Consider the following 24,174-nt stretch of genomic DNA (forward strand, 5'->3'; position numbering starts at 1 on the left):
AATGAGTGATAGCAAAATTATCCGCGCATTAACTGGTCGTGTAGTTAGCGATAAGATGGATAAGACTGTTACCGTCTTGGTTGAACGCCGTGTAAAACACCCTCTTTATGGCAAGGTTATTCGTCTTTCTAAGAAATACCATGCTCATGATGAGAACAATGAATTTGGTATTGGTGATGTGGTGATTATCGAAGAGAGTCGCCCGTTGTCAAAAACCAAAACATGGCGAGTTAAAGAGCTTGTTGAAAAGGCTCGTTAATTTGTAGTTGCAAGCGTTATTCGGTTGCAGTACAATGCTGGTTCTTTGTGGCGCGATCTTCGCGCCACATCCCTTTAACGGGTCCAAAACTAGCCGAATGCAATGGTGCAGCCGGAATAAGTTGGAGTATATAAATCATGATCCAAATGCAAAGCAGGCTAGATGTTGCCGATAACACTGGTGCACGTTCAGTAATGTGTATCAAGGTTTTGGGCGGCTCTAAGCGTCGTTACGCAACTATTGGCGATATCATCAAGGTTTCTATCAAAGATGCGGCTCCTCGTGGTCGTGTTAAGAAAGGTGATGTTTACAATGCAGTTGTGGTTCGTACAGCCAAAGGTGTTCGTCGTCCAGATGGTTCACTAGTACGTTTTGATGGTAACGCGGCAGTGTTGCTGAATAATAAACTAGAGCCTATTGGTACACGTATTTTCGGCCCAGTTACGCGTGAGTTGCGTACTGAGCGCTTTATGAAAATTGTTTCCTTGGCTCCAGAAGTTATTTAAGAGGTTACCATGCAAAAGATCCGCAAAAGCGATGATGTGTTAGTCATTGCTGGTAAAGACAAGGGTAAGCGTGGCGTAGTTAAGTCTATTCTAGACAACGGATACGTTGTTGTAGAAGGCGTAAATGTAGCCAAAAAACATGTCAAGCCTAATCCTGTAAAAGGTGTGGCAGGTGGCATTGTAGCTGTTGAGAAGCCTATCCATGTTTCAAACGTTGCATTATTCAATCCAGCAACTCAAAAAGCTGACCGTGTTGGTTTTAAGCTTTTGGAAGATGGAAAGAAAGTGCGTGTTTTCAAATCTAACGGTGAACAGGTTGGGGCGTAATAATGGCTCGTTTGTATGATGTTTACAAATCGACAATTGTGCCTGAGCTGGTTAAGCAGTTTGGCTACAAGTCAATCATGGAAGTGCCTCGCATCGAAAAAATCACTCTTAACATGGGTGTTGGTGAGGCAGTTGCTGATAAGAAGGTAATTGAATTCGCTGTTGGCGATATGCAGAAACTTTCTGGTCAAAAACCAGTGGTTACATTGTCTAAGAAATCAATTGCTGGTTTCAAGATTCGTGACAACTATCCAGTAGGTTGTAAAGTTACATTGCGCCGTGAGCGCATGTATGAGTTCTTGGATCGTTTGATTACAATTTCGATTCCTCGTATTCGTGACTTCCGTGGTCTGTCAGGAAAATCTTTTGACGGTCGTGGTAACTACAATATGGGTGTTAAGGAACAGATCATGTTCCCAGAGATCGACTACGATAAAATCGACGCTCTGCGTGGTATGAACATTACAATCACTACAACTGCGAAAACGGACGAAGAGGCACGTGCTTTATTGGCTGCTTTCCGTTTCCCGTTTAAGAATTGAGGATGTCATGGCAAAGGTTGCTTTGATTAATCGCGAATTAAAGCGTGCTAAATTGGTTGCAAAATTTGCAGCTAAGCGCGCAGCTTTGCTAGAGATTATCAACAATAATTCTCTGACAGAAGAAGAGCGTTTTGCAGCTCGTATCAAGCTGCAAGGTTTGCCACGTAATTCAAGTCCAGTACGCCAGCGTAATCGCTGCCAATTGACTGGTCGTCCACGTGGTGTGTTCCGTAAATTTGGTTTGGCTCGTATTAAACTGCGTGAAGTTGCTTTCCGCGGCGAAATTCCTGGCCTGACAAAAGCAAGTTGGTAAGCGAGGTAACAGTATATGAGTATGAGTGATCCAATTGCGGATATGCTGACTCGCATTCGTAATGCACAGCAGGCTGGTAAAGAAGTAGTGGCTATGCCATCTTCTAAATTGAAAGTTGCTATTGCGGCCGTACTAAAAGAAGAAGGTTACATTGATAGTTTCAATGTTTCTGACGATGCAAGCAACAAGCACACGCTGAACATCGAATTGCGTTATTACGCAGGCCGCCCAGTTATTGAACGTTTAGAACGTGTTTCTAAGCCAGGTCTACGCGTTTACAAAGGTTCAAGTGACATTCCTCAGATCATGAATGGTCTAGGTGTGGCTATTGTTTCTACTTCTAGAGGTGTTATGACAGATCGTAAAGCTCGCGCAACTGGCGTGGGTGGCGAACTGTTGTGCATCGTGGCGTAAGGAGAGATAAATGTCACGCGTTGCTAAGAATCCAGTTGCAGTGCCAGCAGGTGTTACTGTTGCAATTACTGCATCTCAAATTGAAGTTAAAGGCCCATTGGGTAATCTAGTACAGCCATTGACTGGTGTGGTAAAAGTTGAGCAAGTAGGCTCTGACTTGGTATTCGCTGCATCAGAAGAAACTAAACACTCACGTGCTATGTCTGGTACATTGCGTGCTTTAGTGGCTAACATGGTAAAAGGTGTTAGCGCAGGTTTCGAAAAGAAACTTCAATTGGTTGGTGTGGGTTATCGTGCCGCTGCTGCTGGTGATGTGTTGAACCTTACTTTAGGTTTTTCACACCCTGTAGCTTACAAATTGCCACAAGGCGTAAAAGCAGAAACTCCTTCTCAGTCTGAAATTATCCTAAAGGGTGCTAACAAGCAGTCTATCGGTCAGGCTGCAGCTGAGATTCGTGCTTACCGTTCTCCTGAGCCTTATAAAGGTAAGGGCGTACGCTATGCTGATGAAGTTGTGGTTATTAAAGAAACCAAGAAGAAATAATTAGGACCTGGTCATGGATAAGAAACAATCTCGTCTGCGCCGAGCTCTTAAAACTCGCGCTCGCATTGCAGATCAGAATCAGATCCGCCTGACGGTGTATCGTTCTAATACGCACATTTATGCTCAAGTAATTTCTGCTGATGGATTGTCAGTAATTGCTTCAGCTTCTTCTTTAGAGAAAGAAGTGCGTGAAACGCTTGCTAATGGTGGAAACATCAAAGCTGCTGAAGTGATTGGTCAGCGTATTGCTGAAAAGGCTAAAGCAGTTGGTGTAACTAAAGTTGCATTCGATCGCTCTGGCTTTCAGTATCACGGCCGTGTAAAGGCATTAGCAGAAGCTGCTCGTGCTAATGGTCTTGAATTCTAATTAGGGGTAATCATGGCCAAGGTAGAATTGGAAGATCGCAACGAAGGTTTGCGTGAAAAGATGGTCTCTGTTAACCGCGTTACTAAAGTGGTTAAAGGTGGTCGTATCTTAGGTTTTGCTGCACTTACCGTTGTTGGTGATGGTGATGGTGGCATTGGTATGGGTAAAGGTAAGTCTAAAGAGGTTCCTGTTGCTGTTCAGAAAGCAATGGAAGAGGCTCGCCGTAAGATGGTTAAAATTACCATGAAAAATGGTACTTTCCATCACCCTGTTGTTGGTCGTCATGGTGCGACTTCTGTGTTGATTCAACCAGCTGCTGAAGGTACTGGTATCAAGGCAGGTGGTGCGATGCGTGCAGTGTTTGAAGTAATGGGCGTGCACAATGTATCAGCAAAATGCCATGGCTCTACAAACCCTTACAACGTAGTTCGTGCAACAATCAATGGATTGCTTGCTATGTCTACACCATCAGAAATTGCTGCTAAACGTGGCAAGTCTGTTGAAGACATTTTGGGGTAATAGAAAATGACTGAAAAGAAAACAATCAAAGTTACTTTGGTTAAAAGCCTTATTGGTCGACTAGAGTCTCATCGCGCATGTGTTCGTGGTTTAGGTTTGCGTCGTGTGGGTAGTTCATCTGAGGTTTTAGATACACCAGAAAACCGTGGCATGATCAATAAAGTGCATTATCTGCTGAAGTGTGAGGGCTAATATGTTTTTAAATACAGTTAAGCCTGCAGAAGGTGCTAAGCACGCTAAACGTCGTGTTGGTCGTGGTATCGGTAGTGGTTTAGGTAAAACTGCAGGTCGCGGTCATAAAGGTCAAAAGTCTCGTGCAGGCGGTTTTCATAAAGTTGGTTTCGAAGGCGGTCAAATGCCTTTGCAACGTCGCTTGCCTAAGCGTGGTTTTAATTCATTGACTCGTGGCGATGTTGTTGAAGTTCGTTTGTCTGAACTTGCAACCCTTCCAGTTACTGAAATCGATTTGTTAGTTCTGAAACAAGCTGGTCTTGTTTCTGGACGTGCAAAAGGTGCAAAACTGATTCTTTCTGGCGCTGTTGATAAGGCGTATGCAGTTTCAGGTTTGTTGGTGACTAAGGGTGCGGCTGCTGCAATTACAGCAGCTGGCGGCTCTATCGCTGAGTAATAAAATATATGGCTAATTCCAATACGCTTTCTTCTGTATCTGGAAAGTTTGCCGATCTGAAAGCAAGGCTTCTATTTTTATTAGGTGCTTTAATTGTTTACAGAATCGGTGCACACATACCTGTACCTGGCGTGAATCCTGATGAGCTAACAAAGCTTTTTGATTCGCAAAGAGGTGGCTTGCTAGACATGTTTAACATGTTCTCAGGAGGTGCGCTTTCTAGATTTACAGTGTTTGCGCTGGGAATTACACCTTATATTTCTGCTTCAATTATCTTTCAATTGGCGGCTGAAATACTGCCGCAATTGAAAGAATTGAAGAAAGACGGTGAGGCAGGTCGTAGAAAAGTTACTCAATATACCCGTTATGCAACTCTGGTTTTAGGCGGCTTCCAAAGTTTTGGTATTGCTGTCATGCTCTTTAAGCAACCAGGTCTTGTGATGGTGGGTAAATACGAGTTTTACTTAACTACTGTAGTTGCTTTAGTAACCGGAACTATGTTCATGATGTGGCTTGGTGAGCAGATTACTGAACGTGGATTAGGTAACGGCATTTCTGTTCTCATTACCGCTGGTATTGTATCTGGATTACCTTCAGCAATTGGGCATACTCTGACTTTAGTTGGTCAGGGATCTATGTCTCCTTTGTTTGTAATTTTCTTGGTTTTGATTGTATTGGCAATTATCGCTTTTGTTGTTTTTGTTGAACGAGGGCAGCGAAAGTTAATTGTTAATTATCAAAGACGCCAAGTTGGTAATCGAGTGATGCAGGGTCAATCTAGTCATATGCCTTTAAAACTTAATATGGCTGGTGTTATTCCTCCAATTTTTGCTTCGAGTATTCTTTTATTCCCTGCAACTATTGCTGGTTTCTTTGGCTCAAATGAAAAATTTTATTGGCTAAAAGATCTTTCTTCAATGCTGGTTCCTGGTCAGCCTCTGCATATGGTTTTATATGCAGTCACGATTATTTTCTTTTGCTATTTTTATACTGCATTGGTTTTTAATCCTAAGGAAACAGCGGATAACCTGAAGAAGAGTGGTGCGGTTCTTCCTGGCGTTCGTCCTGGTGAACAAACTGGTCGCTATATTGAGTCTGTGATTTTGCGTTTAACGCTTATTGGAGCTCTGTACATAACTGCAGTTTGTTTATTACCTGAAGTATTGATGAGTCAATTTAGTGTGCCTTTTTATTTTGGTGGTACTTCGCTACTAATTATTGTAGTGGTTTCCATGGATTTCATGGCCCAAGTGCAAGCGCATGTAATGTCTCAGCAATATGAAAGTTTGTTGAAGAAAGCCAATTTTAAAGGCTCAAATTAATCATTAGGTTCAGTTATGGCAAAGGAAGAAACAATTCAAATGCAGGGTGAGGTGATTGAAAACCTTCCAAATGCAACGTTTCGAGTCAAGTTGGAAAATGGCCATGTAATTCTTGGTCACATCTCCGGTAAAATGAGAATGCACTACATTAAAATTTTACCAGGCGATAAAGTGACCGTAGAACTGACACCTTATGATCTGACCAAGGCCCGAATTACATTCCGTGCTAAGTAATTTTTGGCTAATTAAGTAGGATTTATCATGCGCGTTCAAGCATCAGTAAAGAAAATTTGCCGTAAGTGCAAAATTATTCGCCGCAATCGTATCGTTCGTGTGATTTGTAGCGATCCTCGGCACAAGCAACGTCAAGGTTAATTTGACCAAGTGTTGCCTGTTTGTATATAATCTCTGATTTTTCGTGGGGTGATTTATGGCCCGTATTGCCGGTGTAAATATTCCGAATCATCAGCATGCTGAGATCGCATTGACAGCCATTTATGGTGTTGGTCGTACTCGTGCACGTTTGATTTGTGAAAAAGCTGGTGTTGCTTTCAACACCAAAATGAAAGATGTTAGCGATGCTGACATGGAAAAACTTCGTGACGAAGTTGCTAAGTTCACTGTAGAGGGTGACTTGCGTCGTGAAATTACCATGAGTATCAAACGCTTGATGGACTTAGGTTGCTATCGCGGTCTACGCCATCGTCGTGGTCTACCTTGTCGTGGTCAGCGTACGAAAACTAATGCTCGTACACGTAAAGGTCCACGTAAGGCTATTGCTAACAAGAAGTAATTATTAGTAAGGGTTACTCATGGCTAAGGCTTCAACTGCGCGTGTGCGCAAGAAAGTGAAGAAAAGTGTAGCTGAAGGTATCGTGCACGTTCACGCTTCTTTCAACAACACAATCATCACTATTACTGATCGTCAAGGCAATGCTTTGTCTTGGGCGACAGCAGGCGGTGCAGGTTTTAAGGGTTCTCGTAAGAGTACTCCGTTTGCAGCGCAGGTTGCTGCTGAGCATGCTGGTAAAGTTGCTCAGGAGTATGGTGTAAAAAATCTAGAAGTGCGTATCAAGGGTCCTGGCCCAGGTCGTGAATCTGCCGTTCGTGCATTAAACGCCCTTGGTTTCAAGATTACTAGCATTTCTGACGTGACGCCGGTGCCTCATAATGGTTGCCGTCCGCCGAAAAAGCGTCGCATCTAATCATTTTTCGATTGGAGAATTTTCGTGGCAAGATATATCGGTCCTAAGTGTAAACTTTCCCGCCGGGAAGGCACTGACCTCTTTTTGAAGAGCGCTCGTCGCTCAATCGACTCTAAGTGTAAAATTGACGTTGCTCCTGGCCAACATGGTGCTAAGAGCGGTCAGCGTCAATCTGACTTTGCTGTACAGTTGCGTGAAAAGCAAAAAATTCGCCGTATTTACGGTGTATTGGAGCGTCAATTCCGTCGCTATTTCGAAGAAGCTGCTCGCCGTAAGGGCTCAACAGGTGAAAACTTGTTAAAGCTTTTGGAAAGTCGTCTTGACAACGTTGTTTACCGTATGGGTTTTGGCTCGACACGTGCAGAAGCACGTCAGCTAGTGAGCCATAAGGCTATTGTAGTAAATGGCCAATGTGTAAACATCGCTTCATATCAAGTTAAAGCTACTGACGTAGTTGCTGTTCGTGAAAAATCGAAAAAGCAAACACGTATTGTTGAAGCGCTTGCACTAGCAGAGTCAATTGGTTTCCCTTCTTGGGTATCTGTTGATTCTAAAAAGATGGAAGGTGTGTTCAAGACCGCTCCTGATCGCTCTGAATTATCTAGCGACATCAATGAGCAGTTGGTTGTTGAATACTATTCCAAGTAATTGATCCGGATATTACTGGGAAACGACTATGCATAGCAGTGCACAAGAATTTTTGAAGCCACGCGTTATCGAAGTGGAAAACCTTACAGCAGAACATGCAAAAGTTGTAATGGAACCTTTCGAGCGTGGTTATGGGCACACGCTGGGTAATTCGCTTCGCCGCATTCTTCTGTCTTCAATGCCAGGGTATGCGGTAACTGAAGTCAAAATCGATGGTGTTGTGCATGAATATTCAACACTAGACGGTGTTCAGGAAGATGTTGTTGACATTCTTTTGAACCTGAAAGGTGTCGTTTTTAAACTGCACGGGCGTAATTCAGTTGTATTGTCTCTTAAGAAAGAGGGGCAAGGCCCAGTTACCGCTGGTGATATTCAGCTGAGCCATGATGTAGAAGTGATCAACCCTGACCACGTTATCGCAAATCTTTCGCACAATGGTAAATTGTCGATGGAAGTGCGTGTAGAAGCTGGTCGTGGTTATCAGCCTTCTTACAATCGTGGTAAGGGTGATGAGTCTCGTGCTTTAGGAACATTGTTGCTGGATGCTTCTTTTAGTCCTGTTCGTCGTGTTAGTTATGCTGTTGAAAGCGCTCGTGTTGAGCAGCGTACTGACTTAGATAAACTGGTGATGGATATTGAAACTAATGGTTCAATTGATCCTGAAGAAGCAGTTCGCTACGCAGCAAGAGTTCTTGTTGATCAGTTGTCTGTGTTTGCAGATCTAGAAGGTACTACTGCTGAAGTCGCTCAACCTGAAGCGCCTCAGTTTGACCCTATTCTTCTGCGCCCAGTAGATGATCTAGAGTTAACAGTTCGCTCTGCAAACTGTTTGAAAGCTGAGAACATCTATTACATTGGTGACTTGATCCAGCGTACTGAGACAGAATTGCTCAAGACACCTAATCTAGGCCGTAAATCTCTTAACGAGATCAAAGAAGTCTTGGCTTCTAAAGGCTTAGTGCTAGGTGTTAAGCTAGAGAACTGGCCACCTGCTAATTTAGAAAAAGCTTAAGGGTTTTATTATGCGTCATCGTAATGGCAACAGGAAGTTGAATCGTACGTCCAGCCATCGTCAAGCGATGCTACGTAACTTAGCAAATGCATTATTGCAGCATGAAGTTATCAAAACTACATTGCCAAAAGCTAAGGAACTGCGTCGTGTAGCTGAGCCGTTGATTACTTTAGGTAAGAAGCCATCATTGGCTAATCGTCGTCTAGCGTTTTCTCGCACTCGCGACCGTGAAATTGTAACTAAACTATTTGATGTTCTTGGTCCACGTTACCAAGCACGTAATGGTGGTTACCTTCGCGTGTTGAAGTTCGGTTTCCGTCAAGGTGACAATGCGCCTATGGCTATTGTTGAGCTTGTAGATCGTCCAGATACAGCTGTTGCTGTGGAAGATTCTGAAGCTTAATAAGCTACCTCAGGTAATAAAAAAGCCCGCTTAGCGGGCTTTTTTATTACCTGAGGATTTTTATTTTAGTGGTAGTTGGTAATTGTTTTGTGTCATGATGTCTACGCCACATGGTATTTCTACCACCCAATTTAAATACTCTTCAATCATTTTTTGCCCTTTAATTGGGCTTCCATGCTGTGGCACTAACCACTCCACATCTAGTCTTCTTACCATGTCTGCCCAATAGCGTACAATTTTTTGACTACACATATACCTTTGGTGAAATGGCTTCATGTAAGGCACATGTTTCTCTAGTGATTCTATCGGTTTTCCAGCATCTTCGTGTGCGACTAAAGATGCACCCATGTCACCGGTAAAGAGTATTTTAGAAACACTGTCATAAAATTGGAAGTTACCTTCTGAATGAAGGAAGTGGGCTGGCACAGCTACGATTCTACTTGCGCCAAGTTTGAAGTGCATTCCTGGATCTGGAATAGGAATAATCCTGCCTTCTGTGCTGCCTATTGTGCAAAAGTGTGGGATAAAGCGTGACCAAATCTTTGATACTGCAACTTTACAATCTGTATGAACTAACCATTTATTTACTGAGGCAACGATATCAGGGTCTGCGTGTGAGGCAAATACATAGTCTAATTCACTTGCCTGAAAATGCTCATACATTGCCATTCTTAGGGCGTTGTATGTCATATTGCCCCCAGGGTCTATCAAGCAACCGTGTCCGTTATCTACAATCAAAAACTGGTTTGCTTGTATGGCGTGATCGGCTTCATCATCCACTAAATCTGTGAACATTAAGCAGACGTGTTTGCCATCATTGTATAGTTCTATCGCCATATTTCTTTTCCTTGATTATTTGATGATTGAAGCATGTACATGACAGTTGAATTTAGATTTATATCAAATAATATTCTGAAAAGATATGATTCTTGTTGATGGGGTCTTTGATTTACAGCAATTGTTTGTTTGTTAAGATTCGTACGAGGTATTCAGGTACTTGCTCTAGGCTTTGCCCTGTTAATTCTGCAATTGCTTTATAGTCATCTGGCAGTGCCGGGTCTGTCGGACTGTAAAGTATATGTCTAGCGACTCTATTAGCTAAAGCTACAATATGTGCTCTAGAATTTATTTTGTCTTCTTGCTCATTTAATAAAATGAGCAGTAATTCAGGAAGTTTCCAGTTTTTCGCTAATTCAACTTGAATCTCTTGAAATGTTACACCTAGTACAGTTTTTTGTGCTTCTGCGCTACGTTTACCAGGTGTTGCTTGTAAAACTCTTTGTATCTCTATTGTAAGTCTGGGTGCGGTTAAGCATAAAATTATTTCTGCTAGATCGTAGAGTAGTGCTGCGATTACTAACTCATCTGATTCAATATCATGCCTAATTTTTCCCCACAATAAAGCTAGATAACTTCCGATGTGTGCTCTTTGAATGAGTTTTGTTAAATGTGTGTGTGCTTCAAAATGTAAACGTAACGTTTCTTCAACTGTTTTTTGTGGTTGGTGTTCATGAAAGAAACGCTCTACGCCTCGCATCATGATTGCATGTGCTACGGTTGTGATTGGGGTGATGTTTTGCGTCGTATTTTTTTGGATATTTCTGAGGACTTGTATTGTCATTAAAGGGTCTCGTAGCACCACTTCTGATAATGTTTTTGCTGTTAAACTTTCTGAAACTTCATTTAGTGCTAAGAGCGTTTTCTTTGTACTTTCTAGTACTGGGATTTCTGCATTTTCAAAGTAGAGCACCCATGATTTTAAATTCGGTAAGGGTTCTTGTAACATCATGGGCTCCTCAATATGGCTTTAGTATTATTTTTCCTACGTGGCTATGTTTTGCGAGTGCTTCGTGGGCCCTCTCTGCCTCTTGTAGACTAAATGTACTACCGATTACTGGCTTAATTTTGTTCATCTTAAAGAGGTTGTTGTTAAGTCTTATTGCGTCATTTACTAACTTCACTTTTTCTACTGTTTCCAGACTTCTTAGTGTAACTGCTTTGATTGTAATTTTCTTGCTAAGTAATTTTGCAATGTCTACTTCACTTTTTCTCCCGCCTTGAAATGCGATAATAATGAGGTGACCGAATTCATTTAGTACGTTGATGTTTTTCTGGGTGTATGACCCTGCTACCATGTCTAAGACTACGTCTACTTTATAAGCTAGCTCTTTAATGAGGAGCTCGAAATCTTCTGTGTTGTAGTTTATGACTAAATCACAACCTAAAGCGTATGCTGTTTTTTTCTTTGTTTCAGAGCCAACTGTTGTGATGACTTTGTAACCTAGTCCTTTTAATTGTTGTACTGCAAAAACGCCAATCCCGCTTGTGCCTCCATGCACTAAGATGGTTGGGTTTTGATTTTGCTTGAGTGTTATTTGATGAACGGTATTTTGAATCGTTAGCGCTGCTTCAGGGTAGGCGGCAGCTTCCTCAACTGTCCATCCTTCAGGTATTGGCATGAGCATTCTTGCTTTAGCAACTACAAATTCTGCATAGCCACCACCATTTACTAGTGTGCATACTGGTTTACCGATTAATCCTGAGTTTGTTTCACTTCCTACTCTAATCACTTCACCAGAAACCTCAACACCTAGTATTGTGCTATCTGTTGGTGGGATGGGGTAATGCCCTTGCCTTTGTAGCAAGTCCATTCGATTTACACCGCATGCAAATACTTTAATTAGTACTTCATCTTTTGCTGGTGTCGGGATTTCGACCTCTGTAACGATGAGCTTCTGATCTGTTGGATTAACTTGGATTTGTTTCATGTTGCATTTTTTCTTTTTATATTGCGATAAATTGTACTTCTGTGGATTCCTAGCGCTTTCGCCGCCGCACTAATATTGCCATCATATTTAGCTAGCGCTTCTTCTATCGCATTGTCAGTTACTGTATTTAGTCCTGAAACTTCGTTGCTAATTTGCTGTTTATATGGATTAAAATTCTGTATGTAGACAGGTAAGTCTGATGTGATAATTTGTGTCTGGTCATCTGCTAGTGCGACTAGTGTTTTTAGAAGGTTGGCTAACTCACGTGCATTTCCTGGCCATTCATAGGATAGTAATTGGAGCCGAGCTTTATCGCACAATGTGATGTTTCGCTTTTTGGCTCCGCTACTTTCAAACAATGTATCAAGTAGATCGGGCAGCCCTTCTCGTTCACGAAGCGGGGTAAGATTAACAACAAAATGCTGTAATCGATAGTAGAGGTCTGCTCTAAATGTACCTTGTGCGACGGCTTCTGTGAGGTCTTTGTGTGTCGCACAGATCGGAATAAAGTCTACTTTAGTTGCTTTACCTCCACCGAGTGGGCTCACTTCTTTTTCTTGCAGTACTCTTAATAACCTGGCTTGTAAGCTAAGCGGCATATCGCCAATTTCATCTAAAAATAAAACGCCACCATCCGCTTCTTTAAGTTTCCCCGGGGCACCTTTTTTGCGCGCCCCTGTAAAAGCACCTTCTTCATAACCAAATAGTTCTGCTTCAATCAATCCTTCAGGTATTGCTGCACAATTAATTGCAATAAAAGGTTTGTCTCTTCTACTACAAGCTGCATGTAATGCACGGCTAAATATTTCTTTACCTGTACCGGTTTCTCCTAAAATGAGTACTGGAATTTCTGCATTGATTGCTCTAGTTGCTTTACTTAATTGATGTTGACTGGCGTTATCCCAGTAAATGCCTGCAGGTGCTGGGCGTGTTACTGGCGCTGGTGTCGGGATTGTTTTTGTTTTAGGCTGTGCTGTTCTAACAATGGCAGAATATTGCTGGCCATTTTTTAACTGAATGATTTGAACGATTTCTGATTGTGTGGGTACGCGTATAAATAAAGTATTTAAAGCAACGCCTTCATCTTGTTGTTCTAGGTTTAATGTTTGTTTTGCCACTCTATTTGCAAACAGTATCTGATTATCGTTGCAGATAATTAGTGCTTCTTGAGGCGTGCCGAGTAATGTTGGGTTGGTATGAAAGCGGATGTGCGCATGTTGTTCCGCTAATTCTAAAAACCAACGATGTTCAATTTGGCGAATTGCCATTTGAATGAGGCCTTTGGCATGGCCTTGCGGTAGTCTAGCGTCTCCTGATATATCTAATACTCCAGCAAGCTCTCCTTGCGGAGTTAAAATAGGTGCGGCAGTACACGATAGAACTTGATTTGGGTGTAGGTAGTGTTCACCCCCCCAAACCTCCACCATCGATTTTTCGGCTAATGCGGTGCCAATTGCATTGGTCCCTTTGTCTGTTTCACTCCAATTCACACCTGGTTTTAAAGCAACTTGCTCTGCTTTTCTTAAAAAAGTACCTTCCCCTCTGCGATCTAGGATTAATCCATCCGCATCGGTAAGCAAAATCATGCTGCCAGAGTCTGCGACGCTTGCACCTAATACATCTAATTCTGGCTCGGCAAGTTTTAAAAGATAGGTGCTGCGCTCTTTTGCAATATCGAGTTCATAACGTGTGACGGGCTCACTATTGCTTAAGTGTGAATTGATGCCTAATGCTGCACATCTTTGCCAAGAGCGCGCAATTGAAATTGGCAAGAAGGGAGGGAGCTCTCCTTTTTCGAAGAACTGATAACGGGCCTTCTTGATGGCATTGGCAGAGGGCGTGCCAGTTAATGACATCTTGTGTTCTCCTATGCTGCTTTTTAGAAATAGTAGTTAGCAGCTTGATTTTTATATAAATGTATCTGATTCGAACACGTTGGGCGAGTGATTTTTTGTGAGTTTTAACTTGTCTGTCGCACGGACTGTTGCATGTGTTGCAATTTGCAACGACGTTGTGTTGCAGTAAAAAATACTTAGTAGTTTAACTATCTGGCATTTTCTGAAAAATAATTTGGTGCGTTGCAATATTTAAAATATTTTTCCCTTTGTTAGTAAAGGGTTGAGGGTTGTTGCGATGCAAATGCCTTGAAGATGGCACGCTTTGTGCAATAGTTAATGCATGCAAAACGCAAAGACGTTCTTGCAGGACACTAATAAATCCAAAGAGGAGATGCACAAATGTCTACTATCGTTCCAGGACAATATGGCTTTAAAGTTCCATTCAAGACTCGTTACGGTAACTTCATCAATGGTGAGTGGGTTGCTCCATTAAGCGGTGAGTATTTTGAAAACATCACGCCAGTTACCGGTAAAGTATTTTGTGAAATTCCTCGTTCTAATGCCGCAGATATCGAACTAGCATTGGACGCTGCTCATGCTGCAAAAGATGGCTGGGCAAGAACATCTACTACCGATCGCGCAAATGTATTAAACCGTATTGCGGATCGCATGGAAGCAAATCTAGAGTTATTAGCAACTGCAGAAACATGGGATAACGGTAAGCCAATTCGCGAAACCATGGCTGCTGACATTCCTTTAGCTATTGATCACTTCCGTTACTTTGCTGCATGTATCCGTGCACAAGAAGGTAGTATTGGTGAAGTGGATCACAACACTTTTGCTTATCACTTGCATGAGCCATTGGGGGTGGTTGGTCAAATTATTCCTTGGAACTTCCCGATTCTGATGGCTGCGTGGAAATTGGCGCCAGCGATTGCTGCAGGTAATTGCGTGGTACTGAAGCCAGCAGAACAAACACCAGTATCTATTTTGATTTTAATGGAAGTGATTCAAGATCTACTGCCAAAAGGTGTGTTGAACATTGTTAACGGCTTTGGTTTAGAAGCCGGCAAACCATTGGCATCTAATAGCCGTATTGCAAAAATTGCCTTTACTGGTGAGACCACAACTGGCCGCTTGATTATGCAATATGCGGCTCAAAACATCATTCCTGTTACTTTGGAACTAGGTGGCAAGTCTCCTAACATCTTCTTCCAAGACGTGATGGCAAAAGATGATGGCTACCTAGATAAAGCGATTGAAGGCTTTGTATTGTTTGCACTGAACCAAGGTGAGGTGTGTACATGCCCATCTCGTGCACTAGTTCATGAGTCAATCTATGATCAGTTCATGGAGCGCGTACTTAAACGTGTGGCAGCTATTAAACAAGGGAACCCACTAGACAAAGATACTATGATTGGTGCGCAAGCTTCTAATGAGCAAATGCAAAAGATCTTGTCTTACATGGATATTGGTCGTGAAGAAGGCGCAAAAGTATTGGCTGGTGGTTCTGCTGCAAGCCTAGAGGGGGACTTGGCTGGTGGTTATTATGTGAAACCAACTGTGTTCCAAGGTCATAACAAGATGCGTATCTTCCAAGAAGAAATTTTTGGACCAGTTGTATCTGTCACTACCTTTAAAGATGAGGCAGAAGCACTTTCAATTGCTAACGATACCTTATATGGCTTGGGTGCTGGTGTTTGGTCTCGTGATATGAATACCGCTTTCCGTATGGGGCGTGGTATTCAGGCTGGTCGCGTGTGGACTAACTGCTACCATGCTTATCCTGCTCACGCTGCTTTTGGTGGTTACAAACAATCTGGTATTGGTCGTGAAACACACAAAATGATGCTTGACCATTATCAGCAAACTAAGAATCTGTTGGTGAGCTATAGCGAAAGTCCATTGGGCTTCTTCTAATCGTAGTTGTCTACTACCTCTTTTATTGTCTCCAATGAGGTAGTAGGGCTCTCTTTATGCTGGCAGTGACTGGGCGTATCACGATTTCTATCGTCGATACGCCGCTTTTTTTGAGAAGGAGTCTATGATGGCTGTTACTCAAGTAAGTGCGACAGATGCAGCGTTGGCTTTAATTACTAAATTGAAAACCCGATATGGTGAATTAATGTTTCACCAGTCTGGTGGTTGTTGTGATGGCAGTTCGCCCATGTGCTTCCAAAAGGGTGAGTTCCAAGTAGGTGACAGTGATATTTGCCTTGGCGAAATTGGCGGTGCTGAGTTTTATATGAGTAAGCCACAGTTTGAATACTGGAAGCATACTCATTTAATTATTGATGTTGTAGAAGGGCGTGGAGGAATGTTTTCTCTTGAGGGGCCTGAAGGGGTTCGATTTCTAACGCGTTCTAGGTTGTATGCAGATGATGAATGGGCGGAATTAGTTTCGGCCGGTAAGGTGTAAAAAAAGCGCGGCATTTAATGTCGCGCTTTTTTGTTGGATTATTGCTCTGTGTTTTCTTGGCTAACAGCAGTCAGTGAATTTGCGTTTGGCTGTCTTGGCGGTAGAAATAGAGCAGGAATTTCTCTTGGCCTACCTGCTCGGCCAGGGATAATGCCTGGATCAACATAGAGTGGAGAGCGAGTTGCTGCAAAACTATGGCTGCTGTACAGCATTGCTTTGCTATCTTCTAGCGGAATTGGTTTTCCAATCAGCTTTTCAATGCCTTGTAACTGCTTTTCTTCTTCTGGAGAAGCCAAAGAAATTGCGTGGCCTTTTGCACCGGCTCGTCCTGTTCTTCCGATACGGTGAACGTAATCTTCGGGCGATGTTGGTAGCTCGTAATTGATCACATGTGGTAGTTGATCAATATCAATACCGCGAGCAGCAACGTCGGTGGCCACCATGACGGTTGCCTTACCTTCTTTAAATGCAGCAAGTGCTTCTAATCGGGCGGACTGAACTTTGTCGCCGTGAATAGAAACTGCGGTAAAACGATCTTTCACCAAAGACTTTGCTAAACGTTCTGCCGCTTGCTTCGTGCGGGTGAACACCAATACTTGCTTCATCTCATGGTGGCGAAGCAATTTGGTGAGTAGCCGGTAACGCTGAGCATCCTCAACTTTGAAGAGTTGCTGAGTAACTGTTTCGGCAGTGGTGTTTTGTCTCGCTACCTCAATAATTTCTGGTTGTTTGAGTAGCTGATCTGCCAGCGCTTTAATTTCTGGTGAGAATGTCGCCGAAAATAAAAGTGTTTGTCGTTTAGATGGAAGTAATGACATCAGCTTTTTGATGTCATTAATGAAGCCCATATCCAACATACGGTCGGCTTCATCTAGCACTAGAAATTCAACTTGTGCGAGTGATATGTTCTTTTGATTCAAATGATCCAATAGACGGCCAGGTGTAGCTACCACGACTTCAACCCCATTACGCAAAGCCTGGGTTTGAGGGTCCATTGAAATACCGCCAAAGATCACAGTGCTACGCAAGGGTAAATATTTGCTGTAGTTTTGAACGTTGGTATATACCTGATCTGCTAGTTCTCGTGTCGGCGTTAAAATAACGGCTCTGACAGGATGCCTTGCAGGGGATGGGCTGGTATTTCCATATGGACGGAGTCGGTTAAGCATCGGCAGCGTGAACGCTGCTGTCTTTCCTGTTCCTGTCTGAGCAGCGGCGAGCAGGTCTGAACCTGCAATTACCATAGGAATGGCAGCTGCCTGAATGGGCGTTGGCGCGTCATAACCCTGATCTGTGATGGCGCGCATAATTTCATCACATAGGTGTAAGTCGTTAAATAGCATGCTAAGTGTATTGTAGCGGAGCGACAACAATAGACCTAGTGCTATAGCGTGAAGTACTCACTGCGATAGTTTACTTTGTGCTATTTACAACAAGCGGGCTGTAGTGGCGTGCTGTATTTCGACTATAAGTGTCTTCTCATCGCTTTTGTTACGCCTGGCACACTAGCCAAATGAGAGAGTACTTGGCGTAATTGATCATGATCGGTGATCTCGACAGTAAAGCGTAAGCTTGCTTCTGTGTTGCGAGAGAGCGTTTGCGCTGCGGTGATGTAGCATTTATCTCGACTAAACGCTTCTGAAACATCACGCAGTAAACCCGGCCGATCAGTTGCTTCTACGATAATATCGACCGGGAAGCGACCTTCTTTGAATACGCCCCAATTGGCAGAGATTAAACGCTCTTCGTCTTTTGCGGCTAAGCGTTCGAGTGTTTTGCAGCCTTGGCGATGAATGGAGATGCCTCTGCCTCTTGTCACAAAGCCAATTACTGGATCCCCTTTGACGGGTTTGCAGCATTTGGCGAGCAAGGTCATTAGGTTGTCTACCCCTTCAATTAAGATGCCTTGTTGGTTTTGCGGTGTTCTGCTTTCTCTGACCATTCCCTCTGCCGTCACCTCTACTGTTTGGGTGACTTGAGGAATTTCTAGCATCGCTTCTGATAGGGCTTTCGGACCAATTTCACCACGACCGAGGGCGGCAAAAAGTTCGTCTGGTTTTTTAAAGCCGAGTTTCTCCGCTACTCTCTCTTGGTCTAATTGACCAGGATGATATTTTTGGCGGGTTTTATCGAAGACTTGCTTGCCATGTTCGATGAGCACATCTTGATGTTGCTGTTTTAACCATTGGCGTACTTTGGCAATCGCACGGCTGCTTTTTAGCATGCCTTGACGTAACCAGTCTAAACTTGGTCCACCTTCTTTTGCTGCTAAAATTTCAACACGATCGCCATTTTGCAGCGCATAGCTTAGCGGGACGATATGTCCATTTACTTTTGCCCCCCGGCAACGATGGCCAAGGTCTGTATGTAGGTGATAGGCAAAGTCGATAGGACTTGCCCCTTCAGGTAGATCAATTACTCGGCCTTGAGGCGTTAGCACATAGACAGTATCTTGGAACAGTTCATTTTTAAACTGTTCTGCCATTTCTGTTTGAGTATCGGCATTGGCAGACTCTTTGCTGATCTCTTCTCGCCAAGCCAATAGTTGACGTAGCCAGGCAATTTTTTCTTCGTAGGCATTATCTTGATGTCCGCCTTCTTTATATCGCCAGTGTGCAGCAACCCCCATTTCTGCATGTTGGTGCATTTCGAATGTTCTGATTTGAACTTCCATTCCTTTTTCATGTGGGCCAACAACTGCCGTATGTAAGGATCGGTAGAAGTTTCCTTTTGGATGGGAGATGTAATCGTCAAACTGGCCGTGAATGGGGCGCCACAAATGGTGAACAATGCCTAAGACGGTGTAGCAGTCTTTGATGCTTTTTACCAAAATGCGAACGGCTCGAATATCGTATAGTTCGCTAAATTCAAGGCGCTTTTTCTGCATTTTGCGCCAAATACTGTAGATGTGCTTTGGGCGGCCTGCGACGTCTGCTTCGATGCCTGCTGCAGCTAGTTCATTGCGTAGTACATCTAAGACTTCTTGAATGTACGCTTCGCGCTGCATCCGCTTTTCATCTAGCAGTTGGGCGATTTTTTTATAGCGGATAGGTTCTAGGTAGCGAAAAGAGAGATCTTCTAGCTCCCATTTGACTTGCCAGACGCCTAGGCGGTTTGCTAACGGTGCAAACAAGTCCATTGTTTCTCTAGCAACGCGGGTTTGATTTTCCGGATCTGCGTATTTCAAACCGTGCATGGTTTGAGTACGCCAGCATAGTTTAATCAAGACCACACGGACATCTTCTACCATGGCTAACATCATTTTGCGCATGATTTCGATTTGTCTTGTGGCGAGCTTCGGGTCGGTAAGATGGTCGCCAGCTAGTAATGGCAGTTGTCTTACCTTATTGATGCCATCTATCAGTTTTTCAACTTCTGCACCAAAGTCCGCAAGATTTTCTTCCCAATTAACCAAGTAGTCTGGTGTGGCAAAGAGTAGGGTGGCACACACCGCGTGATAATCGAGTTTTAAATCGGCCACCATGACGGCGGTCGCGATTGCATGTTGTAGCAGTGGGAGGTTGGTAATGCTGTTGAGGCGATCTGCATAGATGGTACGTACGACTTCTGCGGCTGCACGAATCGCTCTTTGTTCGCTTTCTTCAAAGCGTGCACAAATTTGGTCGAGCTCATCCAGTAAGTTATCTGGTAAATGAGGATCAGGATTGGCGAGCGGATGAGCAACAGAGACCATGGTGTGTATTTTATTCTAGCGTCTAATCTTTATATTTTGCATGACGTCAGCCTCTCTTGCTATGCCCTTTTGTACTTTTTTAATGCATTTCGGGAATATGCAGGCTGCTTTTGTACTCTCTTGTACCTAGTTTGCTTGCTAACGTTCAGTATTGCTGATGTTTTTGCTGGAAATTGCGTTATTATTCATCAATAATGCACTGCAGCATGACAATCAATTGGATTCGATCAATCTACTGTGTTCGCAAAGCGTGATGAGGGGGATGTGTGATTAAACGTGTGATTTTTAACCAAAAGGGCGGGGTGGGGAAATCCACGATTACATGTAACTTAGCGGCCGTTAGCGCAGCAAGTGGATTAAAAACATTGGTCGTTGATTTAGATCCGCAGGGGAATGCTAGCCACTATTTGCTAGGCGATGCAGTGAATGCATTAGAAGCAACTGCTTGCGACATGTTTGATCAAGTCTTAAATGTTAGTGTGTTTGCCAAACCGGCTAATGCATTTGTCCATGCTACCCGATTTGAAAACTTATCTGTCATGCCTTCTAGTCCGAGGCTAGCTGAGTTAGAGGATAAATTAGAAGCTAGATATAAGATCTATAAACTAAAAAGTGTATTAGAAGAGTTGTCTAGTGAATTTGATCGTATTTATATTGATACCCCACCAGCATTAGGTTTTTACACCCGCTCTGCATTAATAGCTGCAGACAGATGTTTGATACCTTTTGACTGTGATACGTTTTCCCAGCAAGCCTTGCATCATTTGATGGGGAATGTAAAAGAGTTAAAAGAGGATCACAATGCTAGCTTAGATATTGAAGGCATTGTCGTGAATCAATTCCAACCGAGAGCGAGTTTGCCTAAGCAGTTAGTCGAACAATTAACGAATGATGGCTTACCAGTATTGCCGGCTTATTTAGGCGCTTCTGTGATTGTTCGTGAGTCTCATCAATTATCAACACCACTCATTTTCTTAGATAAGAAACATAAGCTAACCCAATCTTATCAATCACTGTTTGATTGTTTGGAGGCGGCACTTTAAGGTTTTTTGCACCATTTTGGCTTGCGAAGCCAAGGATAAATTCTATACTCAAGTTATCGAAAAGTTGATTGCAAGTCGGTGTTGGAAGCGATATATTCGCCCGCTTCAGATTTGCCAGCTAAAGACTTGAATAGGTGTTTGAATGACAGCAGATGGTGTGGCAGCGGTGACGCATCCGTTTCAGGTGCATGTGCTTCGGGCGAATCATCCCACTCGTCCTCTAGCGCTTTGGCTTTCATATACAGGGCCGCAAGCGGGTACATCTGGCAATGGAGAAGTGGCAGCCGCCTTTTTCGATGGTGAACATAATGCTGTGTGGCATGTACGCCAGCAGGTGCCTAACTCTTTTTGTCGTATCAACTATGAAACTGATGAGCTTCGCTTAGATGAGTCAACCTTAACGCCTGATCAAGTTTCTGGTTCTGCCCCTGGTAATAATTGCCATTTGTTTTGGGATTTGCAAATGCATCCTTTGACTGAGCAATTGCAATCGAATCCTTTACTTTCTGTCGATACCGAGTCGGTTCAATCACACTTAATGTTTAATGGCACGATCTGGTTAGATGGTGAACCCATCGAGGTGCGTAGTTGGTTTGGTAGTAGGGTGGATGACCAAGGGCAAAAAACATTTAGAAGACTAGCTTGGGCACAAGTTGTTGGGTTTGATAATAATCCGCATGCTTTTTTTGAGTGTTCTACACAAAGAATGATGCTAGGTGCAAAATGGTCTCCTTGGATGAGTATGTTCACCCTGACCTATGCGGGAAGTGTTTACGCAATCAATAGTCTGTGTGATGGCATCATGGAAGATAATAATTCCGGATCGTTGGTTTGGCGGTTTGATGCCAAGCAGGCGGGGGTGAGAATTCAGGGGCAGGTACAAGCGCCTGCGGCCTTTTTTGCCCGGTTTACGATGCCTGGCGTTGGCGCGAAAGATGCGGTTATGCATACGAAATTAGCCAACTGCATTGTTACGCTGACTCGTCCTGGAAAAACACCTGCAACGTTGTCTTCATTGCATCGAGCTTCTTTTGAAATGTCAGGTGAGAAACATTGTCTAGGTGTGTCAGTGGTGACGTGTATGCCAGAAACTGGCCTTGCTTGATCTCATTTTACTGATTTCATACCTGCCATCTTTTAAATCAATCGAGATTGCCCCATCCGTTGCACTTGTCCATGTTCTGACATTCTCCATTTTAAAGCGATCAACGACTTGTCGATTAGGGTGATGGTAGTGATTGTTTTTTCCCGCCGTAAAAATGACTTCTTTGGGTTGAACCGTTTGAATCCATGCTAGCGATGAGGAAGTTTGGCTTCCATGGTGGCCTGCAACCAAAATGTCACTTTTCAATTGTTCTTTGGCCCAGTTTGCCATCATGCTATTTTCTTCTGGAATCTCTGCATCACCAGGTATAAGTATGGCGCCAGACTTGGTGCTAATTCGAAGTACGCAACTTTTGTGGTTGTCCCCGATATTTTCTGCGTCGAGAATCGATTGATCAGGGGATAAAAAGGTAAAGGCAACATCATCCCACTTCCAATTTAAACCAGTTTTGCACGTGACGTGATGTCCCTGAATCTTTGACAGTGGGTGTTGGCTGTCTAGCGAGGTATAAAAATTAGACACAGGCAGAGTTTCTAAAATACTTTTCGCCCCTCCGCTATGATCGTTGTCATTATGGCTGACAACTAATCCTGACAGTTGGTTTACCCCTTGTTGTTTCAGAAACGGAAGAATGATGTCCCGGCCACTGTCTTTGTAAGTTTTAAATGAGGGGCCCGTGTCAAAGATGATGTCATGTTCAGCTGTCGCTATATAAACGGATAAGCCTTGGCCGACATCTAGTACGACGATATGGACATCCCCAACTGTTGGCCGTTGGGTGGTTGGTAGAAAGATCGGGGAAATTAACAAGAGGGCCGTCGACTTGCCTGGCCATCCCTTTGGGGTGAGTAGTAAGATTCCACCCAAAGTGGCGAGTATGGTTAGGCTAATACTGGGTGCGGCAAATTGGATACTAGCAAAGCTTAGCTGTCCTAAAGGCGTGATGATCCACATAAGGCACGTCATTAGTTTCGCGGCAAGAATGAGGAGGGGATGAAAGATTAGTCCCGCAAGTGCAATAGGGGTGATAAAAATACTGACAACAGGGACGGCGACTAAATTGGCAATCGGAGAAATAATCGAAAACTGTTGAAAGAGTAAAAGTAGGGCGGGCGTTAGAATCAAGGTTAATCCTAATTGCGTGCGTACCCAGATGGTCATTTTATGAGGTGATATTAAATAACCCTCACTGACCCATAATAAGGTAGCCACAGCGCCAAATGATAGCCAAAAGCCAGGTGCGAGCACGGATAACGGGTCAATTAATAGAATTAGCCAAAGTGCACATGCCAATTGTGGAAGGGTTTGAATATGGCGGCCACTTAGTCGAATACTGCCAATAATCAGTAGCATGAATAAGGTTCGTTGTGCCGGGACCGACCACCCGGATAGCACCGTATACATCGTCGCCAAACACATGCCGGAAATTAGCGCGGCGGTTGGTGCTGGGATGTGGCGACAAAGATAGGCTGACCGTTTCCAGAGAAATAGGCTGAGTTTGCTCATTAACCAAGCAAATAGGGTGATGTGTAATCCAGAGATAGACACTAAATGCGTGATACCTGTCTTTCTAAATAAATTCCATTCGTCCTGACTAATATATTGCTGATCACCAATCGTGAGTGCGGTAATGATGCCAAACTGTGACTCGGATTTTAGTGTTTGCTGGATACTTGCTAGGAAATAATGTCGCATGCGAAGTAATAATCTATTCCATGCGTAACTTTCTTGTGCGGTAATTGGGGCATATTTTTCCACGTAGGCTTCTGCTTGAATACCTTCTCGAAAACTCCACGTTTCTTTATCTTGTAGCCCCGGATTTAGTTGTCCTTGGATGGGGCGAATTCGTAGCGTAAAACTACCGTACTCACCAGCTTGCCATTGTGGAAGCGATGCGCCTCTTTCATCTGTTGCAGATATTTTGATTAAATGAAGCGCTTCCGGTAGTTGCTCGGATGCGTCAACGGTGAATAAGGCGGAGCGATAATGTGGTTTGACGACAGGTATAGAGGCGATATGGCCAGTAACCGTAAATGCCTGATTGAGATGGTGGTCGAGAAATTCTGAGACAACTATTTGCTGGTGCTGCTGACTAGCTAATCTTGGGATTGTAGTCCCTAGAGCGAATAATATGGCCACACCAGCGATTGTCAGTGAGCGAAAGTGTTGCTGCAGAATACCAGCGCCAATAATAACGAAAGCCAGTAAAATAGACAGCCAAGAGAAGGGTGGCAAACTAGGTAAGCATAGCGAAATGACGACACCAAGTAGCCAACTAGCAACAAATAAAAGCATTTA

Annotated in this window: 30 protein-coding genes; 23 read left to right on the top strand and 7 right to left on the bottom strand. The window is 43.4% G+C overall.

The features are described 5' to 3' along the window. The first annotated feature begins 1 nt into the window (after window position 1). The 19 genes from rpsQ (at window position 2) to rplQ (ending at window position 9,009) form a co-directional block, all read left to right on the top strand. Entirely contained in the window at window positions 2–259 is a 258-nt protein-coding gene (gene rpsQ, locus LIN78_RS09385) for a 30S ribosomal protein S17 (protein ID WP_227180530.1), read from the top strand. 137 nt (window positions 260–396) lie between these two features. Continuing rightward, complete coding sequence (gene rplN / locus LIN78_RS09390) at window positions 397–765, top strand: 50S ribosomal protein L14 (protein WP_227180531.1); 369 nt, start codon at window positions 397–399, stop codon at window positions 763–765. 9 nt (window positions 766–774) lie between these two features. Further along, window positions 775–1,092 (top strand): 50S ribosomal protein L24, encoded by a 318-nt coding sequence (gene rplX / locus LIN78_RS09395; RefSeq protein WP_227180532.1) that lies wholly within the window; start codon window positions 775–777, stop codon window positions 1,090–1,092. Window positions 1,093–1,094: 2 nt separating this feature from the next. After that, window positions 1,095–1,634, top strand: a complete 540-nt coding sequence (gene rplE / locus LIN78_RS09400) for a 50S ribosomal protein L5 (RefSeq protein WP_227180533.1) — start codon at window positions 1,095–1,097, stop codon at window positions 1,632–1,634. 7 nt (window positions 1,635–1,641) lie between these two features. Further along, window positions 1,642–1,947 carry a 30S ribosomal protein S14 gene (gene rpsN / locus LIN78_RS09405; protein WP_227180534.1) on the top strand — a complete coding sequence of 102 codons (306 nt, stop codon included), beginning with the start codon at window positions 1,642–1,644 and terminating at the stop codon, window positions 1,945–1,947. Between the two features lie 15 nt (window positions 1,948–1,962). Next, window positions 1,963–2,361 (top strand): 30S ribosomal protein S8, encoded by a 399-nt coding sequence (gene rpsH, locus LIN78_RS09410; RefSeq protein WP_227180535.1) that lies wholly within the window; start codon window positions 1,963–1,965, stop codon window positions 2,359–2,361. A gap of 10 nt (window positions 2,362–2,371) precedes the next feature. Then, window positions 2,372–2,905, top strand: coding sequence for a 50S ribosomal protein L6 (gene rplF, locus LIN78_RS09415; RefSeq protein ID WP_227180536.1), 534 nt, complete (start codon window positions 2,372–2,374; stop codon window positions 2,903–2,905). Window positions 2,906–2,918: 13 nt separating this feature from the next. Beyond that, the gene (rplR, locus tag LIN78_RS09420; protein ID WP_227180537.1) at window positions 2,919–3,272 is read left to right on the top strand and encodes a 50S ribosomal protein L18; all 354 of its coding nucleotides are present in this window, start codon (window positions 2,919–2,921) and stop codon (window positions 3,270–3,272) included. Window positions 3,273–3,284: 12 nt separating this feature from the next. Continuing rightward, a complete protein-coding gene (rpsE, locus tag LIN78_RS09425; protein ID WP_227180538.1) occupies window positions 3,285–3,791 on the top strand; it encodes a 30S ribosomal protein S5 in 507 nt (168 codons plus the stop codon). Window positions 3,792–3,797: 6 nt separating this feature from the next. Further along, window positions 3,798–3,983: a 50S ribosomal protein L30 gene (rpmD, locus tag LIN78_RS09430; protein WP_227180539.1), complete on the top strand. Its 186-nt coding sequence runs from the start codon at window positions 3,798–3,800 to the stop codon at window positions 3,981–3,983. A 1-nt stretch (window position 3,984) separates the two neighbouring features. Beyond that, a complete protein-coding gene (rplO, locus tag LIN78_RS09435; RefSeq protein WP_227180540.1) occupies window positions 3,985–4,419 on the top strand; it encodes a 50S ribosomal protein L15 in 435 nt (144 codons plus the stop codon). 8 nt (window positions 4,420–4,427) lie between these two features. Continuing rightward, window positions 4,428–5,741, top strand: a complete 1,314-nt coding sequence (gene secY / locus LIN78_RS09440; RefSeq protein WP_227180541.1) for a preprotein translocase subunit SecY — start codon at window positions 4,428–4,430, stop codon at window positions 5,739–5,741. Between the two features lie 15 nt (window positions 5,742–5,756). Next, window positions 5,757–5,975, top strand: coding sequence for a translation initiation factor IF-1 (infA, locus tag LIN78_RS09445; protein WP_227180542.1), 219 nt, complete (start codon window positions 5,757–5,759; stop codon window positions 5,973–5,975). Between the two features lie 27 nt (window positions 5,976–6,002). Further along, window positions 6,003–6,116 (top strand): 50S ribosomal protein L36, encoded by a 114-nt coding sequence (rpmJ, locus tag LIN78_RS09450; RefSeq protein WP_227180543.1) that lies wholly within the window; start codon window positions 6,003–6,005, stop codon window positions 6,114–6,116. Between the two features lie 55 nt (window positions 6,117–6,171). Then, window positions 6,172–6,534, top strand: a complete 363-nt coding sequence (gene rpsM, locus LIN78_RS09455; RefSeq protein WP_227180544.1) for a 30S ribosomal protein S13 — start codon at window positions 6,172–6,174, stop codon at window positions 6,532–6,534. A gap of 19 nt (window positions 6,535–6,553) precedes the next feature. Beyond that, entirely contained in the window at window positions 6,554–6,946 is a 393-nt protein-coding gene (gene rpsK, locus LIN78_RS09460) for a 30S ribosomal protein S11 (RefSeq protein WP_018149798.1), read from the top strand. A 24-nt stretch (window positions 6,947–6,970) separates the two neighbouring features. After that, on the top strand, window positions 6,971–7,594 hold the full coding sequence (gene rpsD, locus LIN78_RS09465) for a 30S ribosomal protein S4 (protein ID WP_227180545.1): 624 nt from the start codon (window positions 6,971–6,973) through the stop codon (window positions 7,592–7,594). Between the two features lie 28 nt (window positions 7,595–7,622). After that, window positions 7,623–8,606, top strand: a complete 984-nt coding sequence (locus LIN78_RS09470) for a DNA-directed RNA polymerase subunit alpha (RefSeq protein WP_227180546.1) — start codon at window positions 7,623–7,625, stop codon at window positions 8,604–8,606. 10 nt (window positions 8,607–8,616) lie between these two features. Next, window positions 8,617–9,009 (top strand): 50S ribosomal protein L17, encoded by a 393-nt coding sequence (gene rplQ, locus LIN78_RS09475; protein WP_227180547.1) that lies wholly within the window; start codon window positions 8,617–8,619, stop codon window positions 9,007–9,009. A 60-nt stretch (window positions 9,010–9,069) separates the two neighbouring features. Here the strand turns inward: rplQ and LIN78_RS09480 are convergent, their stop codons facing one another. The 4 genes from LIN78_RS09480 to LIN78_RS09495 form a co-directional block, all read right to left on the bottom strand. After that, a complete protein-coding gene (locus LIN78_RS09480) occupies window positions 9,070–9,846 on the bottom strand; it encodes an oxygen-binding di-iron domain-containing protein (RefSeq protein WP_227180548.1) in 777 nt (258 codons plus the stop codon). Window positions 9,847–9,958: 112 nt separating this feature from the next. Continuing rightward, on the bottom strand, window positions 9,959–10,798 hold the full coding sequence (locus LIN78_RS09485) for an HDOD domain-containing protein (protein ID WP_227180549.1): 840 nt from the start codon (window positions 10,796–10,798) through the stop codon (window positions 9,959–9,961). Window positions 10,799–10,805: 7 nt separating this feature from the next. Beyond that, the gene (locus LIN78_RS09490; RefSeq protein WP_227180550.1) at window positions 10,806–11,777 is read right to left on the bottom strand and encodes an NAD(P)H-quinone oxidoreductase; all 972 of its coding nucleotides are present in this window, start codon (window positions 11,775–11,777) and stop codon (window positions 10,806–10,808) included. Then, window positions 11,774–13,633, bottom strand: a complete 1,860-nt coding sequence (locus tag LIN78_RS09495) for a sigma-54-dependent Fis family transcriptional regulator (protein ID WP_227180551.1) — start codon at window positions 13,631–13,633, stop codon at window positions 11,774–11,776. The genes LIN78_RS09490 and LIN78_RS09495 overlap by 4 nt, the downstream gene beginning before the upstream one ends. 381 nt (window positions 13,634–14,014) lie before the next feature. Here LIN78_RS09495 and adh point away from each other — a divergent pair, with 381 nt between their 5' ends. Together adh and LIN78_RS09505 are read left to right on the top strand one after the other, a co-directional pair. Then, a complete protein-coding gene (gene adh / locus LIN78_RS09500) occupies window positions 14,015–15,535 on the top strand; it encodes an aldehyde dehydrogenase (RefSeq protein ID WP_227180552.1) in 1,521 nt (506 codons plus the stop codon). A 127-nt stretch (window positions 15,536–15,662) separates the two neighbouring features. Continuing rightward, complete coding sequence (locus tag LIN78_RS09505; RefSeq protein ID WP_227180553.1) at window positions 15,663–16,034, top strand: DUF779 domain-containing protein; 372 nt, start codon at window positions 15,663–15,665, stop codon at window positions 16,032–16,034. A gap of 38 nt (window positions 16,035–16,072) precedes the next feature. Here LIN78_RS09505 and LIN78_RS09510 read toward each other — a convergent pair whose 3' ends face one another. After that, window positions 16,073–17,377, bottom strand: coding sequence for a DEAD/DEAH box helicase (locus LIN78_RS09510; protein ID WP_227180602.1), 1,305 nt, complete (start codon window positions 17,375–17,377; stop codon window positions 16,073–16,075). Window positions 17,378–17,499: 122 nt separating this feature from the next. After that, window positions 17,500–19,728: a RelA/SpoT family protein gene (locus LIN78_RS09515; protein WP_227180554.1), complete on the bottom strand. Its 2,229-nt coding sequence runs from the start codon at window positions 19,726–19,728 to the stop codon at window positions 17,500–17,502. A 266-nt stretch (window positions 19,729–19,994) separates the two neighbouring features. On the opposite strand from LIN78_RS09515, the gene LIN78_RS09520 reads away from it, so the two are divergent. Then, the gene (locus LIN78_RS09520) at window positions 19,995–20,771 is read left to right on the top strand and encodes a ParA family protein (protein ID WP_308443954.1); all 777 of its coding nucleotides are present in this window, start codon (window positions 19,995–19,997) and stop codon (window positions 20,769–20,771) included. Window positions 20,772–20,913: 142 nt separating this feature from the next. Then, a complete protein-coding gene (locus tag LIN78_RS09525; protein WP_227180555.1) occupies window positions 20,914–21,876 on the top strand; it encodes a hypothetical protein in 963 nt (320 codons plus the stop codon). Here the strand turns inward: LIN78_RS09525 and LIN78_RS09530 are convergent. After that, complete coding sequence (locus LIN78_RS09530) at window positions 21,838–24,171, bottom strand: DNA internalization-related competence protein ComEC/Rec2 (protein WP_227180556.1); 2,334 nt, start codon at window positions 24,169–24,171, stop codon at window positions 21,838–21,840. The genes LIN78_RS09525 and LIN78_RS09530 overlap by 39 nt on opposite strands. Window positions 24,172–24,174: the final 3 nt, after the last annotated feature.

Origin of the sequence: Leeia speluncae (assembly GCF_020564625.1) — a bacterium.
Classification (GTDB): domain Bacteria; phylum Pseudomonadota; class Gammaproteobacteria; order Burkholderiales; family Leeiaceae; genus Leeia; species Leeia speluncae.

Coding starts and splice junctions, on each gene's coding strand:
- rpsQ (WP_227180530.1), top strand. CDS start 2: ATGAGTGATAGCAAAATTATCCGCGCATTAACTGGTCGTGTAGTTAGC.
- rplN (WP_227180531.1), top strand. CDS start 397: ATGATCCAAATGCAAAGCAGGCTAGATGTTGCCGATAACACTGGTGCA.
- rplX (WP_227180532.1), top strand. CDS start 775: ATGCAAAAGATCCGCAAAAGCGATGATGTGTTAGTCATTGCTGGTAAA.
- rplE (WP_227180533.1), top strand. CDS start 1,095: ATGGCTCGTTTGTATGATGTTTACAAATCGACAATTGTGCCTGAGCTG.
- rpsN (WP_227180534.1), top strand. CDS start 1,642: ATGGCAAAGGTTGCTTTGATTAATCGCGAATTAAAGCGTGCTAAATTG.
- rpsH (WP_227180535.1), top strand. CDS start 1,963: ATGAGTATGAGTGATCCAATTGCGGATATGCTGACTCGCATTCGTAAT.
- rplF (WP_227180536.1), top strand. CDS start 2,372: ATGTCACGCGTTGCTAAGAATCCAGTTGCAGTGCCAGCAGGTGTTACT.
- rplR (WP_227180537.1), top strand. CDS start 2,919: ATGGATAAGAAACAATCTCGTCTGCGCCGAGCTCTTAAAACTCGCGCT.
- rpsE (WP_227180538.1), top strand. CDS start 3,285: ATGGCCAAGGTAGAATTGGAAGATCGCAACGAAGGTTTGCGTGAAAAG.
- rpmD (WP_227180539.1), top strand. CDS start 3,798: ATGACTGAAAAGAAAACAATCAAAGTTACTTTGGTTAAAAGCCTTATT.
- rplO (WP_227180540.1), top strand. CDS start 3,985: ATGTTTTTAAATACAGTTAAGCCTGCAGAAGGTGCTAAGCACGCTAAA.
- secY (WP_227180541.1), top strand. CDS start 4,428: ATGGCTAATTCCAATACGCTTTCTTCTGTATCTGGAAAGTTTGCCGAT.
- infA (WP_227180542.1), top strand. CDS start 5,757: ATGGCAAAGGAAGAAACAATTCAAATGCAGGGTGAGGTGATTGAAAAC.
- rpmJ (WP_227180543.1), top strand. CDS start 6,003: ATGCGCGTTCAAGCATCAGTAAAGAAAATTTGCCGTAAGTGCAAAATT.
- rpsM (WP_227180544.1), top strand. CDS start 6,172: ATGGCCCGTATTGCCGGTGTAAATATTCCGAATCATCAGCATGCTGAG.
- rpsK (WP_018149798.1), top strand. CDS start 6,554: ATGGCTAAGGCTTCAACTGCGCGTGTGCGCAAGAAAGTGAAGAAAAGT.
- LIN78_RS09470 (WP_227180546.1), top strand. CDS start 7,623: ATGCATAGCAGTGCACAAGAATTTTTGAAGCCACGCGTTATCGAAGTG.
- rplQ (WP_227180547.1), top strand. CDS start 8,617: ATGCGTCATCGTAATGGCAACAGGAAGTTGAATCGTACGTCCAGCCAT.
- LIN78_RS09480 (WP_227180548.1), bottom strand. CDS start 9,846: ATGGCGATAGAACTATACAATGATGGCAAACACGTCTGCTTAATGTTC.
- LIN78_RS09485 (WP_227180549.1), bottom strand. CDS start 10,798: ATGATGTTACAAGAACCCTTACCGAATTTAAAATCATGGGTGCTCTAC.
- LIN78_RS09490 (WP_227180550.1), bottom strand. CDS start 11,777: ATGAAACAAATCCAAGTTAATCCAACAGATCAGAAGCTCATCGTTACA.
- LIN78_RS09495 (WP_227180551.1), bottom strand. CDS start 13,633: ATGTCATTAACTGGCACGCCCTCTGCCAATGCCATCAAGAAGGCCCGT.
- adh (WP_227180552.1), top strand. CDS start 14,015: ATGTCTACTATCGTTCCAGGACAATATGGCTTTAAAGTTCCATTCAAG.
- LIN78_RS09505 (WP_227180553.1), top strand. CDS start 15,663: ATGGCTGTTACTCAAGTAAGTGCGACAGATGCAGCGTTGGCTTTAATT.
- LIN78_RS09510 (WP_227180602.1), bottom strand. CDS start 17,377: ATGCTATTTAACGACTTACACCTATGTGATGAAATTATGCGCGCCATC.
- LIN78_RS09515 (WP_227180554.1), bottom strand. CDS start 19,728: ATGGTCTCTGTTGCTCATCCGCTCGCCAATCCTGATCCTCATTTACCA.
- LIN78_RS09525 (WP_227180555.1), top strand. CDS start 20,914: ATGACAGCAGATGGTGTGGCAGCGGTGACGCATCCGTTTCAGGTGCAT.
- LIN78_RS09530 (WP_227180556.1), bottom strand. CDS start 24,171: ATGCTTTTATTTGTTGCTAGTTGGCTACTTGGTGTCGTCATTTCGCTA.